Origin of the sequence: Bremerella sp. TYQ1, assembly GCF_020150455.1 — a bacterium.
GTDB classification, from domain to species: domain Bacteria; phylum Planctomycetota; class Planctomycetia; order Pirellulales; family Pirellulaceae; genus Bremerella; species Bremerella volcania_A.
The window spans coordinates 1,343,288-1,361,699 of record NZ_CP083740.1 but is presented as its reverse complement, the minus strand read 5'-3'; the positions used below and the strand labels follow the sequence as shown (position 1 = coordinate 1,361,699).

General features: G+C 54.9%; 6 protein-coding genes. 2 read left to right on the top strand and 4 right to left on the bottom strand.

What is annotated here, in order from left to right; translation table 11 throughout:
• Nucleotides 1–44: 44 nt before the first annotated feature.
• From LA756_RS04860 to LA756_RS04845, 4 genes are all read right to left on the bottom strand, one after another.
• Nucleotides 45–8,027 (bottom strand): SdrD B-like domain-containing protein, encoded by a 7,983-nt coding sequence (locus LA756_RS04860; protein ID WP_224438750.1) that lies wholly within the window; start codon nt 8,025–8,027, stop codon nt 45–47.
• Nucleotides 8,028–8,376: 349 nt separating this feature from the next.
• Entirely contained in the window at nt 8,377–9,423 is a 1,047-nt protein-coding gene (locus tag LA756_RS04855) for a formylglycine-generating enzyme family protein (RefSeq protein WP_224438749.1), read from the bottom strand.
• A complete protein-coding gene (locus LA756_RS04850) occupies nt 9,424–10,749 on the bottom strand; it encodes a DUF1552 domain-containing protein (protein ID WP_224438748.1) in 1,326 nt (441 codons plus the stop codon).
• A 26-nt stretch (nt 10,750–10,775) separates the two neighbouring features.
• Complete coding sequence (locus LA756_RS04845; RefSeq protein WP_224438747.1) at nt 10,776–13,313, bottom strand: DUF1592 domain-containing protein; 2,538 nt, start codon at nt 13,311–13,313, stop codon at nt 10,776–10,778.
• Between the two features lie 480 nt (nt 13,314–13,793).
• On the opposite strand from LA756_RS04845, the gene LA756_RS04840 reads away from it, so the two are divergent.
• Both LA756_RS04840 and LA756_RS04835 read left to right on the top strand, forming a co-directional pair.
• Nucleotides 13,794–16,961 (top strand): amidohydrolase family protein, encoded by a 3,168-nt coding sequence (locus tag LA756_RS04840; protein ID WP_224438746.1) that lies wholly within the window; start codon nt 13,794–13,796, stop codon nt 16,959–16,961.
• Nucleotides 16,962–17,030: 69 nt separating this feature from the next.
• On the top strand, nt 17,031–18,284 hold the full coding sequence (locus tag LA756_RS04835) for an amidohydrolase family protein (RefSeq protein ID WP_224438745.1): 1,254 nt from the start codon (nt 17,031–17,033) through the stop codon (nt 18,282–18,284).
• Nucleotides 18,285–18,412: the final 128 nt, after the last annotated feature.

The following is an 18,412-nucleotide window of genomic DNA, read 5'->3' as shown; positions in this document are numbered from 1 at the left end:
CCCCGATCGATTCGGAACCAGGCCTTTATTTTGGGAACCGGCGATTAGTCGCGAGCCCAGTCATGGTCGCCGGTGATCAGTTCGTCTTCGCCATCTTCACCACGAAGGAAGTCACGAACTTCGTCGTCGGTGATTTCTCCTAACGCGACCACAGCAGGCAAGTCGGCCCAATCGCCGTACAAACTGTCGAGAGCTGCAAGGTCATTCTCAACTTCGGTAGCGCCGCCGACGAGAATGTCAACTCCGTCGTTGCCAAACAGCTTGTCGCGTCCGAGGCCACCTACGAGAAGATCCCCAGCACTTCCACCGAGAATCCAGTCGTTCCCATCGCCACCGAAGACAATCTGCGGTACCGAGACGTCATTCCACCAGCGAAGTGCTTCGCCGTTGTAGTAGTCGTTGCCGTCACGAAGCAGTGTCACGACCCCTTTGACTTCCGATCGTGCGAAACTTTCGAGGGTGAGGTGAGGCCAGCCGAAGCCAGAGTTGCCTAGCGACGCTAAGACGCTGATCGTTTCGTTTTCGGGGGAACTACTCGACGTTGCAAAGAGCGTCACGTAGTCGCGTCCGTCGGTGCCGATGATGTACAGCGTGCCATCGACAAGACCGATTCCTTCGACGGCGGTTTGCGTCGATTGGCTGACCGCACCGCCATCGTCATCGGTAACGGAAACGGTGACCGTAAAGATACCACCTTGGCTGTACTGATGGCTGGCATCAAACGTCTGATTGATCGGATCGAAGGCGACTGGTTCGGGGTCGCTGCCATCGCCCCAGTCGACAAGCACTTCATGATTGTCGAGCGTTCCTACATCCGTGAAGCTTCCGCTGATGGAAACAATCCCATCGACCGAACTTTCGGCGACGACGGAGTTGGATGCCGAGAACGAAGTGATTTCTGGAGCGACATTATTCACCGTGACGGACGTGTCCGCGGTGCCTGACCCGCCATCATCGTCAGTGGCAGTGACTGTGATCGAGTAAATATCGCTCGAAGTTGCTGTCGGATCATCGTCGAGGTATTGGTATTCCGCGGAGAAGGAACGCGTCACCGGATCAACAGCGACCGTGCTGCTGGAACCGTCACCCCATTGAATTTCGACAGTGTGAGTGTCGAGCGTGCCCACATCCTCAACCGAACCAGTGATCGTCGCGATTCCGTTTTCGTCGATCACTGGAGCGTTCAGCCCAACGACCGTTGGTGCGACGTTCAGCACCGTCACGGTTGTGCTCGCCGAACCAACTCCGCCATCGTCGTCGGTGGCGGTTACGGTGATCGCGTAACTATCGCTTGCCGTAGCGGTAGGATCGTCATCCAGGTACTGATGGTCAGCGGTAAACGTTCGTGTTACTGGATCAACAGCGACCGTGCTGCTGGAACCGTCACCCCATTGAATCTCGACGGTGTGAGTGTCGAGCGTACCCACATCCTCAACCGAACCAGTGATCGTCGCGATTCCGTTTTCGTCGATCACTGGAGCGTTTAGGCCAACGACCGTTGGTGCGACGTTCAGCACCGTCACGGTTGTGCTCGCCGAACCAACTCCGCCATCGTCGTCGGTGGCGGTTACGGTGATCGCGTAGCTATCGCTTGCCGTAGCTGTCGGATCATCGTCGAGGTACTGATGGTCAGCGGAGAAGGTACGCGTCACCGGATCAACAGCGACCGTACTGCTGGAACCATCGCCCCACTGGACAACGACCGAGTGGGTATCCAGGGAGCCAACGTCGTCCACGGTGCCCGTGATGGTGGCGGTTCCGTTTTCGTTGATGACCGGGGCATTCAAATTAACAACCGTCGGGGCGATATTCATAACCGTTACCGACGTGCTTGCCGAAGCCACACCGCCGTCATCATCGGTTGCTGTCGCTGTGATGTTGTAGACATCACTGGCCGTAGCCGTTGGGTCGTCATCAAGGTATTGGTGACTGGCAGTAAACGTCCGAGTTCCCAGGTTGACCGATACGTTGCTACTAGTGCCATCTCCCCATTCGACGAGAACCGAATGCGTGTCGAGCGATCCGACATCCTCGACGGTGCCGGTAACCGTGGCGAAACCGTTTTCATCGATGACAGGAGCATTCAAGTTCACCACCGTAGGGGCGACGTTGTTCACTTGAATTTCAAGGTCCCGATAGATCTTCAGGCTGACTTCGTCCAAGTTGATGTTGAAGAAGAAGAATTGATCTTGTTCAACAAAACGAATCGCAACTTGTTGTCCCGCGAGTGGCTGTAAGATGGAAGTGAGATCGAAGGAACGCAAGTTGGGCGAAACTTGTTGGGTTGGATCGCCGGGCTGCGTCGCAAAGATTTCATGTAGGACGTTGCCAGACGAATCCACCAACTCAACGCGGAACTCTTGGGCACCGTCTACGAATGAAGAATGATGGTTCCGAATGCGATCCTGCCAATTCAATTCAGCCGCGACGAAATCAGCGGGGACGGTGAATGCCTCGGAGATCATACGCGTTCCGCCACCGCTTTGAGTGACGACGGCGTCATAACTACCGGCGATAGGATCGGTTGCGTTGCCAGGCCCCGGCGGTACAAACGACCCGTCGTTGATCACCCAACCACTTCCTGAGGGCTGTTGGATGGTCCAACCGGTGAAGTCACCTGTTTCAAAACCACCGTTAACGATCAATTCTTCGTCGGCCCCGCCAGCAATCGTGTATTCCGCCCCAAGATCATCTCGAAGCGTGATCGAAGGGGTATACGTATCGCTGGAAGTTCCGCTCGGAGAGTCATCCGCATAGCGATGATCGATGCTGAACGAAGTCGTTCCAGCGGCGAAACTGTAAGTTTGCAGCCGTGAACCATCACCCCAGTCGACTGTCAGCGTAAACGCATTGAGTACGCCGGTATCAACCACATCGCCGGTCAGGCTGACGATGTCTCCTTCGTTAATCTCCGAAGGAAGGCTGAGGTTCTGAATCCGTGGAGCTGCATCGACACGTACGTTGCCGAAGTTGACATCTGTTGTGATTTCGTCTGGCAGAACTGTCACAAAGTTTCCGTCTTGCGATTCAACGAAATCAAGCGACTCGGCCGTGAAACCGCGCGAAAGCGTGAGTTCTGGTGTTAACTGACCGGTTTGTAAGTCGACAGAAAAAATCTGGTTATTCGGACCGGCAAAGTCTTGTTTGACGAGAAACTTGCCATTGGCAAAGTCCGCGTTGACGACACTAATCGCGGGCGTGTTGGTCAGAAACTGACTTTGTCCCGTGACAATGTCGAAAGCGTAAATCTGCCGGCGGGAAAAGGAGTAAGCCAGCACACGATTTTCGACATCATCGAAAGCAATTCCTGAAATACCAGGCGGATTCTCAGTGCTATCGTTGGAAACACGAGTTGCCAGTCCGGTCGTGCGGTCGAATGTGACCAGGCCACCACCGCCGATACCATAGATCGTATCGGTAGCGGCATCGTAGGTCAGTCCATACGCCAAGCTCAGCCCAGCAGGACCGATGTAGGTCGCATTGCCGGTCAGCGGATCGAGGCGATAGAAATCGCTCGAGCCCTGTTCGCCGGAAATGGCATACAGTTCGCCAGAGTTGGTTGCCACCATTCCGTTCAAACCACGCGTAAGGTTCGTCGAGCCGATCGTCGTTACTTCGCCAGTCGAAGCGTCGATCCGCAACAACTCACGTGGGCCCCGGTTGATGGCGTAATAAAACTCATCCGACTGCGGCTGCGTCTGAACATAACCTTCCGGAACAACTTCTCGGACAATGTAATTCCCTGCTGGCAGATCGTCGAAGAGATACTCGCCGTTCTCGTCAGTGACCGTGGACAGCTCGCCATCGTCCAGCGTTCGGTTGCCGTTGGCATCAATGTAAATGGTGACACCTGCCATCGGCGGTTCGCCGGTATCCCAGACGCCATCGCCATTCAGGTCCTCGAACTTCGTACCGCTTAGGCTGCCAAAGTTAGGTTGATTGCCAAAGTTGTAGCCAGCGTAAGTTTCGCCGTTGGCAACGGTCACGTAGTGTCCACCGACTCCGTCCACGAATTCAAGCGATTCTGCAATGAATCCTTCTGATGTGGTCAAGTAGTTAGACAATCCCCCGGTTGTAAGATCCACCGCCAGGATCTGGTTGTTGCTACCGTTGAAGTCGCGTTTGATGACGAATTGTCCGTCGACAAAACCGGCATTCACACCCATGCTGGCCGCCGTATCTACGACGAAGCTTGCCGTTCCGTCGCTGATATCGTAGGCCCAGATTTCACCGGTGTGGAAGCTATAGGCAAGCACGCGATTCTGGACGTTATCGAAGGCGATGCCAGAAACGCCGGAGGGGACAAATGTGCCGGGAGCAGAAATCCTTGTTGCTTCCCCAGTCGTACGATCAAACGTGACCAGGCCGCCAGAGATGCCATAGATCTGATCGTTCGTCGAGTCGTATGCCAAGCCAAAGGCGAGGCCTGTTCCCGCTTGACCGATGAGAGTGGCCTGACCGGTCAATGGATCGATGCTGTAAAATGAATCGTCGGTTCCAACGCCCGAGATCGCAAACAGTTCGCCATCATTCGTACGAATCATGCCATTCAGATTTCGCCCGGCGTTATGGGAGCCAATGACCGTGACTTGACCGGTCGCAGCGTCGATCTTTCTCAGTTCTCCACTGCGAGAAATGGCATAGTAAAACGATTCGGTACTCGGATGCGTTTGAACATATCCAGGCGAGACAACTTCACGAACGAAGTAGGTCCCCCCAGGCAAATCGTTAAACGCATAGTCGCCATTGGCGTCGGTCACCGTCGAAATTTCGTCGGCGTCGAGCACCTGATTTCCATTGGCATCAAGGTAGATGGTGACCCCGGCCAGTCCGACCTCATCAGTATCGCGGATACCATCGCCGTCGAGGTCCTCAAACTTGGTTCCGCGAATTTCTGCTCCCAACGGTTTATTGGCGAAATCGATGTTGGCATAACTCTCAGCTTCTGCACCAACGACGAAGCGATATTGGCTCGGATCGTTCATCCAATCGAGCGTTTCAAAGGAACCACCATCCGAAAGAACAAGAGCTTGCGATCGATCGCCGGTGACAGGATCGATGACGTACAACGCCTCGCGCGGATCAACATCCCCAGGATCCGCGGTTGTGCCGACACCACTAAAGAAGTATCCCGTCGCTGTGTACGTGACACCCCAAGTGTGAATGTCTGATAGATCAGAAATCAGATTCGACGTTCCATCCAGGTTGAATGCGTAAAAACGGTCGTTGTTGTTCTCGAAGACGATCACCTGACGCGTGTTGGGATCGAACGTCAGATCGCTTACACCTGCCATATTGGATCGACCAGGCCCAATCGGCGTTGCCGTGCCGTTGGTTCGATCGATCTCCAGCAGGTAATCGTTGACCGTATCGCCATTAATCTGGCCGAGACCGTAGATCGTATCGGTAGCGGCATCGTAGGTCAGTCCCCAAACCATATCCATTCCGGTGTAGCCGACCAACGTCAGCGTGCCGTCGGTTGGATCAAGCTGATAGATCGCATCCGGATTGAAACCATTCAGGCCGTAATATTCGCCTGAATTTGTGCGGATCAAGCCATGTAGCCGAGCTGTCAGTGGCGAGCCAATTCGAGTCACTTCACCGGTCAAAGCGTCGACCTCGGTGAACGTCATTTGCCCGCCGGAATCGATGACGTAGGACGCTCCGAAGAAGGTGCCAGGATCATTTCCTTGCGTCGTCGATCGATAACCGGTTGGCAATACTTCGCGAACGGTGTAAATGCCTGCATCCAAACCAGAAAACGCATAAGATCCATCCTCGGCAGTTACGGTCGAGACTTCGCCTGCATCTAGTTCGCCGTTATTGTTCGCGTCAAGGTAAATCGTAACGCCTGCTTGCGGAGCTTCATCTTCATCGCGAACACCGTCGCCATCAAGATCAACGAACTTAATCCCGCTGATTTCCGACTTTTCTGGTTGATTGGCGAAGTCAACATTGGCAACATGTTGGTTTGTGCTCAACTGAAAACGGTACTGGCTTGGGTCGTTGTCCCAATAAAGCGATTCGTACGAACCACCATCGGAAAGCTCAAGAGCGAGCGTGTATTGTCCGGTCAACGGATCGACGCGGTAGAACGCGTCCCGAGCATCAATATCATTAGGGTCCGATGTAGATCCAATACCACTAAAGATATATCCGTGGGATGTATACGTTAGTCCCCAAGTACCAAATCCAGATACATCTGAAATTTGCGTCGCGTTGCCATCCAAATCGAATGCGACGAACTCGGTGTCGCTGTTGTCCAGGGCAATTACCTGACGTGTGATCGGGTTAAACGTCAAAGCAGCAACGGCGTTCAGGCCAGCGCGACCAGGTCCGATAGGGGTTACCGCGCCGGTCGTACGATCGATTTCCAATAGGTACTTGTTGGGATCACCGGCATTCAGCTGGCCAAGGCCGTAAAGAGTATCGGTTTCAGCGTCGTACGCCAAACCAAAGACCATTTCGACACCCGTGTTGCCGATAAGCGTCAGTTGGCCGTTCGAGGGATCAACTTGGTAGATGCGATCCGGGTTCCACCCATTTAGGCCAAAGACTTCACCACTGGTTGTGCGGACCAAGCCATGCAGTCGGGCCGTTAGCGGCGAGCCGATGCGATTGACTTCTCCGGTCAAACCATCGACTTCGGTGTACGTCATCTGGCCGCCACCGTTGATGATGTAGGACGCGCCGTAGAATGTCCCGGGATCGTTTCCTTGCGTGGTAGATTGGTACCCGGCGACAGGAACCTCGCGAACCGTGTAAGCCCCTGCTTCAAGACCGGTGAACGCGTACGAACCGTCAAAACTGGTGACCGTGGAAACTTCCCCTGCGTCGAGTTGCCCGTTTTGGTTCTGGTCGAGATAAATCGTCACGCCGGCAAGGCCATCTTCTCCAGCATCTTGCACGCCGTTACCGTTCCAGTCTTTGAACTTGACTCCTTGAATCGCCGCTCCGTCCGATCGGTTGCCGAAGTTCAAACCATCGACATCGTTGATTCCGTCAATGAAAAGGTGATAGCCGCCGTCCGATGCCGTACCGCCTGCCATCGCCCCAGATTCAACGGGACCTAGGTAGCTACGGATGAAGCTACCATCCCTGGCAAAAACATCGGTCGTTCGCGTACCGACGGTCATATGAATCTCGCCATCGACGACCGCCAATCCACTAACGGGGTTTGTGTTCTCGGAAGGCGTAAATGGCGTGGTTTCAACGACTTGGCCTGTCGAGGCATCAATGAACACAAACTGATTTTGCGAGGTCGTCAGGACCAGTAGGTTTTCGTTGGCGTAGACAGCCAGGCCGCGTTCCACCGGCAAACCGCTGTAGGAGTAGGCCGCCGTTTGCTGCTGAGTTGCCGCATCGAACACCACGATGCTTGGCGCTGTTGTCGTTGTGGTCGAATCCAGGAAGTAGACGTTTCCACCGGATGCCGCAAGTCCACCGATATTCCGATTGGCAAACTGCGATGCGAGGTTCGTCGAATTGATTACCGATCCGGTATCGGGATCTAGCTCGAAGAGTGTCTTGCCGTTGTTTTCGTAGAAGAACAAAGAGCTTCCATCGAACGCCAGGCCTTGGAAGGCGTAGTTGGCCGACGTTGTGGGAAGTGGAAACGAGTTGAGGACGTCGCCGGTGCTAGGGTCAAGTTCATCAACCCGTGGGGTGCCAAAATAGGTCGTTGCAAACAAACGCGACTCTGTCGTGCTTGGCGAAGTTTGCGAATAACCCTTGGGGACCAATTGTCGAACGGTGATGTTTCCCGCTCCCAGTTCGTCGAATTGATACGCTCCGTTAGAGTCAGTGACCGTGACCGTTTCGCCAAAGTCATAGTTTTGGTTGTTGTTGGTGTCCAAATAAACGGTGACGCTTTCGATGCCATTTTCGCCGCTGTCAAAGACACCGTTCAAATTGACGTCATCAAAGACAAAGCCGCTGACAGCCGTCAGCATTTGGCGGCTTTCGAGTTGTTCGTTACTGGGGCGATATGAAGAGCGAGCCGAAGATTTCCCGCGACGGGAGATCATCGAGGTGGCTTTTTGGTTGCGAGCGCGCAGTCGTTTCTTGAGATTCTTGAGCAAGTCCATTAGGAATCCGCCTGAGCTGTTGATGGGGGGTATCGAATAGCCATCAAGTGATGGTGATGAGTAGTTTCAAGATTTTGTGTACTCGCGTCAACAAAAACTAAAGGTATTTTGTGTAAATAAAATCTTGTCGCGGTTATTGCAGCGAGTACAGCAATGTGGTAGCCGGGCTTATATGCGGCATAGCAGGCGTCTGCTACTAGATATACCGTTCATTTGGGACGATGGCGCGACGCACAAAACGAAGAAGATGTGCGCGAAATAGGCAGAAAAGAGAGCCGTTGATCGAAGATTATTTTACTTCTCGAACGACGCGAAAACCGATGTAGCTGAACGCGTCATGGGCTTCAGCGAAAGCGCGGACAGACGACCGACATTGAAGCGGTGCGACGTACCAGGACCCTCCCCGCAAAGAACGCCAATTGCCATGATCGTGCTTGGGCGTATCGTCTGGTCCTTGAGGATCGACAATCGGTTTTGGTTGATTTCGTGAGCCCTGTTTGCGTGCTTCGGCCAGCATGTCGTCGTAATACCGATCCGAGTACTTATCGTGGCACCACTCCCAGACATTGCCATGCGTATCGTGCAGTCCCCAATCGTTCGCACGGAATTGGCCGACCGGCGCTGTGAACGCATATCCATCGCCATCTTTCTCGTCGAGGGCAGCTGTTCGTTGTCGGATGACATCGTCTGGGTGAATCGCATGCAGAGAAGCATCGGCGACGTTTCCTACCGCATAAACGCTGTCAGGTTGTTCGCCACTGAAATAAGAGCTGCGTGTCCCTGCGCGGCAGGCGTATTCCCATTCCGCTTCGGTCGGAAGGCGATAAGTGGCCCCTTCTTTTTGGCTGAGCCACTGGCAGAATGCATTCGCATCGTGCCATGAGATGCATGTCACGGGGTGGTCGTCGGTCTGAGAGAAGCCTGGTTCACGCCACGACGCATCTTTCACCAGCGCGAATCGATCGAGTCGCTCCTCGGCATCGGGCTGAAAGATCGATGCCTGGCCAGCTTTCTCGGCGTCGGTCTTATAGCCGGTCGCTTCGGCGAACGCACGAAACTGACCGACGGTGACTTCAGTAGTGCCAATGAAAAAGTCATGAGACAGTTTCACCGGAAACGCTGGCTTCTCGACGTAGTCGTGGATCTCGCGCTGGTAAGCACTCTGTTTATGCTCGAGCTTTAAACGATGCTCGTCGAGCATGCCCATCTCGAACTCGCCGGCAGTCAGCTTCACGACGGGCATGCCGATCGAATTTGTCGTGCTGTTGGGCGCTTGGGCGACGACGATGGAAGTTGCCCAACTAATTAGAAGTAGCGTTGTGATCGCAACTCGCATTTAACCCACCATTGGCTGCAAAATGCCATCGCTATCTTGGAACGTTCCTTCCACTGGAACACCAACACGGTCGAGCATCGTTTGCCAAATCGAAGCGAGCGGAACGCTGCTTTCCAGCTTTAAATGCCCATGATGCTTAACGCCCAGGCCAAGTCCGCCGCTGACGATCGTGGGCAGGTTGTCTTTACTATGCTCGAAGCCCATGCCACTGGAAAGCCCAAGAATCGTCCGATCTAACAGCGTACCGTCTCCTTCGGGAGTCGATTGCAGTCGATCGAGGAAGTAGGACCAGTGGTCCATATAAATCGTATCGACGCGTGCGAGCTCTTCCAGGCTTTGCGGGTCGTTTCCATGGTGCGACAGGGCGTGGTATCCCTTGGAAACATTGAACTCAGGATAAACGCCTCCAGCCAGTTCTTTGCGGACGACGTACGAAATGACCCTGGTCGAATCGGTTTGAAAAGCCAATGCAATCAAGTCGTACATCAGTTTGGCGTAGTCGTCGTACAAGTAGTCGCCGTTCCCTTCCGGGCCGGCCATCTTCTTTTCGTAGGTGCCGTGCAGATCGTCTGTCTCGATGGCCGGCTTGGGGGTGTCGGCCCATTCGACGCGTCGTGCGAGTGACTTCTCAAGTTCACGAACCGAAGTATAGTACTGCTCCAATTGTTGGCGGTCGGCCTGACCGAGCTTGTTGGAAAGCTGCTTGGCGTCGTCTCGAACGAGATCCAGAATCGATCGTCGACGGCGAAATTCGTTCTTTTCGTCCGCTTTTTGCTCTGCCGTGTCAGGGCGGAATAGCCGATCGAAAAGCACTTTCGGGTCGTTCTCGGCGGCTAGGGGGACCCCTTGTTCGTTCCAGGAAATTGTCGCGAGGGCCTGACTACCGTAGTTGGTTCCACGATCGACCGAAAGCTGAAGCGACGAGAAACGCGTGTCCGAACTTATCGTGTTCGCGGCGATTTGATCAGGGCTTTGCTGTTGTCGTTCTCCTTTGGCGATCGACGTGCTGAACGGATAGGCACCGTCGTGACCACCCCCGTCGGAGAGATACGTTCCATTGATCGCGGTGAAGCGTCCACGGTGTTTATCCAGCGGTTTCAAGATGCGCGACGCCTGGTAGTCAAGGCCTGTTTGGTCTGGCCAAAACTGACGCATGTTCATCCCGGTACCGAAGTAGAACATCCCCATCCGCGCAGGGGCATCAGGCGACGGTGCCGCGAGCACGCTGGAAGGCATCATCGCTTCCAAGTACGGCAACGCCATCGCGACGCCGGTACCACGCAGAAACGTGCGTCGGGAAATCCAAGGCTTTTTAGATTGGGACATCAGCTTCATCCTTGCCGGAATTCGTTTTACTTTTGCAGGAACGCTTCGCTTTGTACCACGCCATGAATCAGCGTTGGTAGCGTGTAATTGTTTTCAGCCATCTGCTGCGCGAGTCGGTCGATCAATCCACGATCGGCTGGTTCGACAGGACGACCCAGGGCATACGTCAGCATCTTTTCGGAAAGTCCGCGTGCGAATCGATCCTTCTGCGTCAGAAGCAATTGCTTGAACTGAGCAAACGTCTCGAACGAATCGCCGTTGGGAAGTGTGCCTGAGGGATCAATCTCGGGACCCTTGTTGCGAAAGTCTTCGCCATCTTGCTGGGTTCGCCATTCACCGATGACGTTGAAGTTTTCCAGCGCCAAGCCGTAGCAATCAATCGTTCGATGGCAGGCCGCACACGAGGCGATTTGCTGGTGTTGAATCAAGCGATCACGAACGGTCAGCTTTTCCCCTTCGATGTTCGGCTCGACTTCGCCAGCATTCGGTGGCGGTGGGTTCGGTGGATCGTTGAACAACACCTCGCGAACGTAAACACCGCGATTCACCGGCTTAGTGCGGTTGCCGTCCGATCCCCGCATCGCAACACCGGCCATTGCCAGCAGCCCTCCGCGGGGTGATTCCTTAGGCAATGTGACCCGTTGAAATGCTTCCCCTTCAATGCCGTTCAAGTCGTAAAACTTGGCTAAGCGTTCGTTGACCATCGTCCAGTCGGCATCGAAAAACGCCAGCGTCGATTCCTCCGTTCGTAGCACTTCGCGGAAGAACGCAATCACTTCGCCTACCATCGCTTCGCCGAGTTGATCGTCATACTTTTTATAGAGCCGAGCATCTGGCATGAAGTTGCGGAACTCCCCGGTTTTTAGCCACTGCCCCCCAAATCCTTGGACAAAGCCTTCGCTCTTTTCGTCGGCCAGCATGCGATCGACCTGGGCAGCTAAGATCGACGGATCGCGAAGCTTTCCTGACTCGGCTAAGTCGAACAGCGTTTCGTCCGGCATGCTCGACCAGAGGAAATAGCTCAACCGCGAGGCCAATTCCCAGTCGTTTAGCGGACGTCGATCTTCCGCGGAAGCAGGCTCGACAATGTACAAAAACTTGGGCGAACAAAGCACCGAGATCAGCCCGGTCCGTACGGCATCGTTAAAGTTTTCGCCGGCGGCAAGCTCGGCCTGGCAAAGCGTTACCACTTTGTCGACTTCATCCGTCGTCACTGGGCGACGAAACGCACGGGGCAAGAACTGCTGGAAGATCTCGCGCAAGTAGGCCGTGTCTTCCGCTGCGTCGCTGCCACGAACGAAAAGAGACTCGTGGCTTTTGGGAGGCCATTGATCGTAGAGAGGGCCTTCGCACTCCAGCCAATCGACGACCAGTTTGCGAAGTTTTGTCGTATCGGCTGCTTCGGGATTCGGTTTACCCCACGTCAGGTTTTCCATTTGCTGCCGCGACTGGAGACGCATGACACGCTCGTAGTCTTTGGCCTGGCCAGCTTTCTCTTGCTCGCGGCGAATGTCATTGCCGATGTGGCTGGTGATCTGAAAACCAGTTTGATTAACAATTGAAACGTTGTACTCGCCACACTTGGGATCACGCGGGACAACAATTTCGTAAACCTTGGGCGAGTCCGTTACTTCCGTTTCGAGAAGCAGTTGTTGATCGTCGCTGGGGTGTCCTTGCCGAACACGCATGATGACCGGATCGCCGTCGGCGCCGCGAACGCCCCAGGCGCGAACACGAATGCGATACATTCCTTTGACCGGAATTTCGTCGCGGGTACCGGGGTATTTCATGACGCCAAACGAGCGTGTCGATCCTTGCATTAGGACGATTGCTTTCTCTTCGCATTCGATACCAGGCGTTGCGCAAAGGTAATCGATCGCGCGGTTCTCGGCGATGTCCTCCATTTCCAGCCGCATCGTTTCGGTAGGAAATGGTGGCGGGCCATCCACAATCGCCATGTCCGCTATTTGCTGAGCGACCTCGAAATACTTGTCCAGCAACGAAGGATCGAGCATCAGCGCGAGCGAAACTTTGTCGAACCCTTCGGCCGTTCCGTCCGGCGGCAATGTGTTTTCAGGGCTTTCGCCAGGCAGGAACTTGAGGTGCAAGAGATCGCGGACCGTGTTGGTGTATTCCGCACGGTTCATGCGACGCAAGATCACACGTCCCTGATTGCCGAGGCTGCTTCGTTCGGCATGTCGCAGTTGACCGGCAATCCAATCGGTGACGTTTACCACCTCGTGGGCGTGCGGCGTAGTAGAACCTTCCGGCGGCATCTCGCCCAGGTTCATCTTGTCCATCACTTCTATCCACGTGCTCGCGGTCGTCGCCTTGGTGAAATCAAGCGTCAGCGTATCGAGCCGCAAGTCGGCCTCTTGCGTTTCCGCTCCGTGGCAGTCGTAGCAGTGAGTCTTCAGAAAAGGACGAATCTTGCTCTCAAAGGAAGCGGTGCTTTCCGGTCGGGCATCGGTTTCCGCGCCCAGCACTGGGTAGGCGGCGATCAGCGCAAGGAAAATTCCGCTAAGAAGGCAAGAGCGCGAAATGGGGGCAAGACAAATCTTCATCCCGAATGATCTGACCGGAAAGGCGTGTTGGATAAGGACAGGACGTCGGCAGGAGTCCCTGGAGGGTGAAAAGAGCCCGCTGCCTATCAATAGATGGCACGAACTGCTTCCATCGTTTCATTGAATTCGGCCGAAGTCCAGTCGAATTCTCGATTTACGTTTCTCAAGGGACGTTTCGTCGCCCTAATTTCTTCCAACGAATCGCGACGGCGAAGCTCTATCCAATCGATATAACGGTGGCAGTTTCAGAACCTGACATAAAAAGTATGTGAAAAGGGGGCTCAGAAGCGATGCGATGACTCTCAAATCGACCGCGGTTGTCAGCAGAATCCGCGAAAGGCCTGCTCAAAAAATGTGAGAATTCGCGCATAATGATAATTAGCGACGTAAGAATTCGGACTATCTTGGTAGTGGACTATCCTCGGATTGTTCCCGTCGCGTATTCAGCTCGCCGCGAAATTTCCTGCTTGAGATGTGTTGATGAAGCGTTTGTTTGCTCTTTCCGCCGTTCTGCTTGCCACTTTTTGTCTCACCTCGCTCGCTCAAGACTTCCAGCCCTCGTCGCGTCACGAGGAAGGGTTGCATCGCAATCCGCTGAAAGTCTTCGCATTGACCGGCGGCAACGTGATTACCAAGCCAGGGGAAAAACCTCAGGCCGCAACCATTTTGGTTCGCGACAGCAAGATCGAAGCGATTGGACCGAAAGTCGAGATTCCGGCCGACGCCCAAGTCATCGATTTGGAGGGGAAGTTTATCTACCCCGGTTTCATCGACAGTTACGGCGAAGCCTCGTTCGACGAGTCAGACAATCGTCCGCCGACGGCTTACTGGAACGCCAACGTTCGGTCTGACTTTCTCGTCAGCTCGGCAGTTACCTCCAGCAATCTTGCCGCTGGCGATCTTCGCAAGCAAGGATTCGTCGCTCGCCTGATTGCCCCGCAAGGCGGTATCATCCGTGGCCAAGCGGCGATCTATTCGCTAAGCGATGGCCGCCCGAGCGATCGCCTGCTGCGGGATGCGTGTGCGTTGACCGGCGAACTGACCTTGGAACGCCGCCGGGGTCGGGGCAATTACCCGAACTCGCCGATGGGAGCGGTCGCGTTGGCTCGCCAGGCGTTTTATGACGCGCAGTGGTATCGCGATGCCCATCAAGCTTCCGCTAAAAATCCGAAGCTGGAGCTACCAGAAAGCAATGTCACACTCGCCGCGATGGCGCCCTACGTGCAAGCGAAGTTGCCGGTCATGTTGGAAACGGCCAACGATCAGTTCCTGCTTCGTGCGGATGACTTCGCCAACGAGTTCGAGCTCGATTTGATTGTTATCGGTAGCGGTCGCGAGTATCGTCAGCTCGACAAAGTCGCGCAGACGAAGCGGACGATGATCATTCCTCTGAACTTTGCCAAAGCGCCAAACGTCGCGACGCCGGAAGCGGCCGACAATGCCACGCTTCAATCGCTGATGCATTGGGATCACGCTCCGGAGAATCTGGCACGATTGATCGACAAGAAGGTCGAAATTCTGCTGACGACACACCGACTGGAATCCCCTTCCCTGTTCCTGAAGAACCTGCGACTTGCCGTGGAGCGCGGACTGAGTGAAACCGACGCGTTGGCCGCGATGACGACCGTGCCGGCAAAACGGCTCGGCATCGACAAGCAGCTTGGTTCGCTGGAAACCGGCAAATTGGCCAGCTTTGTCGTGATGTCGAAACCATTGTTCGAGGAAAAGTCGGAAGTGGTCGAGACCTGGGTTCATGGCGATCGCTACGAACATGAAGAAGAGAAGCCTGAAGGCTTGGCCGGCGACTGGAAGCTTGCCATTCAAGGTCAGCCAGAGAAAGCGGATGCCGTTCTGCTGATGAACGTCACCGGCGACAAGAACCTGAAAGGAACCGTTCGCCCAGCAGAAACGACACCGAAATTCAAAGACAAAGTCGAACTCAAGTCGCTCAAGCACGAAGAGGGCCAACTCACCGGGCAGTTCATCGCTGACAGCTTCGGTAGCAAAGGAGTTGCCACGCTGGCGGTTCTCTTCCAGAAGGATGTCGAGCAACGCCAAGGAACATTGCGCTGGCCCGACGGAACGGTCTCGACCGTCGTCATGACACCATCCGGCATGGATAAGGACAAAGAAGAAGAGGACAAAAAGTCAGAGTCCGACGACAAGGATGAAGCGAAAGAGACAGACAAGAAAGACGAAGACAAGAAACAGGAAGACGCCAAAAAGCGAACCCAAATGGCCAGCTTCCCCGTCAATTACCCGCTGGGCGCTTATGGCCGAGAAAAACCGGTCGAGCAGCCGGCGCTGGTCGCTTTCACCGGGGCAACCATCTGGACGTGCGGTCCTGAAGGCAAAATCGAGAACGGGACGCTACTCGTTCGCGAGGGCAAGATCGTGAAAGTGGGCAAAGGGATCAAAGTTCCCCAGGATGCCGTCGTGGTCGACGTGAAGGGGAAACACATCACCCCGGGTCTGATCGATTGCCACTCGCATATGGCCACCGATGGCGGAATCAACGAAAGCGGTCAGGCGATCACCGCTGAAGTCCGCATTCAAGACTTCATCGACGCCAACGACATCAGCATTTACTGGCAGCTTGCCGGTGGGCTGACAACGGCCAACATCTTGCATGGTTCGGCCAATCCAATCGGAGGGCAGAATCAGGTCATCAAACTCCGCTGGGGTGGTAGTTACGACGATCTCAAGTTCCGCGGTGCTCCGCTAGGCATCAAGTTTGCCCTGGGCGAAAACGTCAAGCAAAGCAACTGGGGCGATAACTACACCACGCGTTATCCCCAAACGCGAATGGGGGTCGAGCAAGTCTTCCAGGACGAATTCCGTGAAGCCCTCGACTATCAGGCCGCTCATCAGCGTTACGCCAAGAACCAAACCGGTTTGCCCCCGCGACGCGACCTCGAGTTGGACGCTGTCGTCGAAATCCTTAATCGCAAGCGTTGGATTCACTGTCACAGTTATCGTCAGGACGAAATCCTCGCCCTGTTGCGAGTCCTCGAAGAACATGGCATCACCATCGGTTCGTTGCAGCATATTCTCGAAGGCTACAAAGTGGCCGATGCGATGCAGAAGCATGGCGCGACCGCGTCGACGTTTTCCGATTGGTGGGCGTACAAAGTCGAAGTTCAAGACGCCATTCCGTACAACGGGGCGATCATGTACGAGCAAGGGATCAACGTTTCGTTCAACTCCGACGACGGCGAACTGGGCCGACATATGAACCAGGAAGCCGCCAAAGCGGTCAAATATGGAAACGTGCCGCCCGAAGAAGCGTTGAAGTTTGTCACGCTGAATCCAGCCATTCAGCTTCGGATTGATAAGCAGGTCGGCTCGCTCGAACCTGGCAAGCATGCCGACATCGCCATTTGGTCGGCGCCGCCGCTGTCGAATTTCGCCGTCTGCGAACAAACCTGGATCGATGGTCGCAAGTACTTCGATCGCAGCGAAGAGCAGACACTTCGCGACAAGTTCGCCAACATGAAGAACACATTGATCCAAAAGATTCTCGACACGCGTGCCCCCATGACGGCCGAAGGGGAAACGCTGGAAGATGGATCGCAGTTGTGGCCACGCCATGACGAATTCTGTGGCTCACACGGAGAACACGACCACGATCATGGACACGAGCATTAACGCTGCCTCGGCAATATCGGCTCGCTTCCCTTCGTTCGTGTTTCTCTTAAAAAGTTGATAGGCATTACCATGCAAAAGCTACTCAAAACTTTCGTTTTCGTCGCTGTGACGGCTTCCGCCTCGGTGACGATCGCCTCCGATCAAATCCCTGGCGCCATGCCCAAAACCCCTGTCGCAATCGTCAACGCGACCATCCATCCCATCTCCGGCCCTGTGGTTGAGAAGGGGACACTTCTGTTCGCAGACGGCAAGATCACCGCAGTCGGCACCGATGTCAAGCTTCCGAAGAACACCCAAAAGATCGACGGTAAAGGAAAGCATGTCTACCCTGGCATGTTCGAGCCTTACTCGCGTGTCGGTTTGACCGAAATTTCTTCGGTGCGTGCCAGTAATGATTACCGCGAGTCAGGCTCGTTGAACCCAAACGTTCGGGCCCACGTCAGCGTCGATCCCGATGGCGAAACCATTCCGGTGACTCGCTCCAATGGCGTGCTGCTGAACATGACTGCTCCGACCGGCGGTTTGATCTCCGGACAAAGTGCGGTAATGCAGCTTGATGGTTGGACGTACGAAGACATGACGCTGCTTCCCGAAGCGGCGATGATTGTTGCGCTGCACGACGCCCACGATGCCGAGCATTTGGAAGCATTGTTCGACGAGGCACGACAATATGTCAAAGCGAAAGAAGAAAAAGTCGCGGTGCGGCAGGACGTGCGTCTCGATTCGCTAGCCAAACTGGTAAGCGGCGAACAGCCGATGATTATTTCGGCGAACCGCTCCAGCGAAATCAACCGAGCCGTGGCGTTTGCCAACGATCAGCAGTTGAAGCTGATCATCCTGGGTGGCTACGATGCCGTCGAGTGTCGCGAACTGCTCAAGAAGTACGACGTTCCTGTGATCATCTCCGCCATCCATCGCGAGCCGCGTCGCCGGGATGAACCATACGACACCGCCTATACGTTGGCCAAACGTTTGCAGGATGCGGGGGTTCGCTTTTGTATCTCTGGCTACGAGCGATCCAATTCCTGGAACGTTCGCAATTTGCCATACCATGCTGCGACCGCGGCCGCGTTTGGTTTAAGCCGCGACGATGCGATGCGGGCCATCACCCTTTCGCCTGCCGAAATTCTGGGCGTTGCCTATCGTGTCGGCAGCTTGGAAGCTGGAAAAGACGCCACGCTATTTATCTGCGATGGAGATCCTCTGGAAGCTCCGACGCAAATCGAGTCGGCTTGGATCGCTGGAAAGCCGGTCGATCTGACCAACAAGCAAACGATGCTCAATGACAAGTATCGCCAGAAGTATCAGCAAGCCGCGCAATAACGGCAGCTGCCAAAGCCAGGGCGACCGATCGTAGCGGTCGTTCCGGTTCGCATGAAGCCTGCGCGAAGCAACGCTCGAATTCCGACAAACGTGCTGGCAATCTCTCGCCTGAATCCCCATGATAGAGC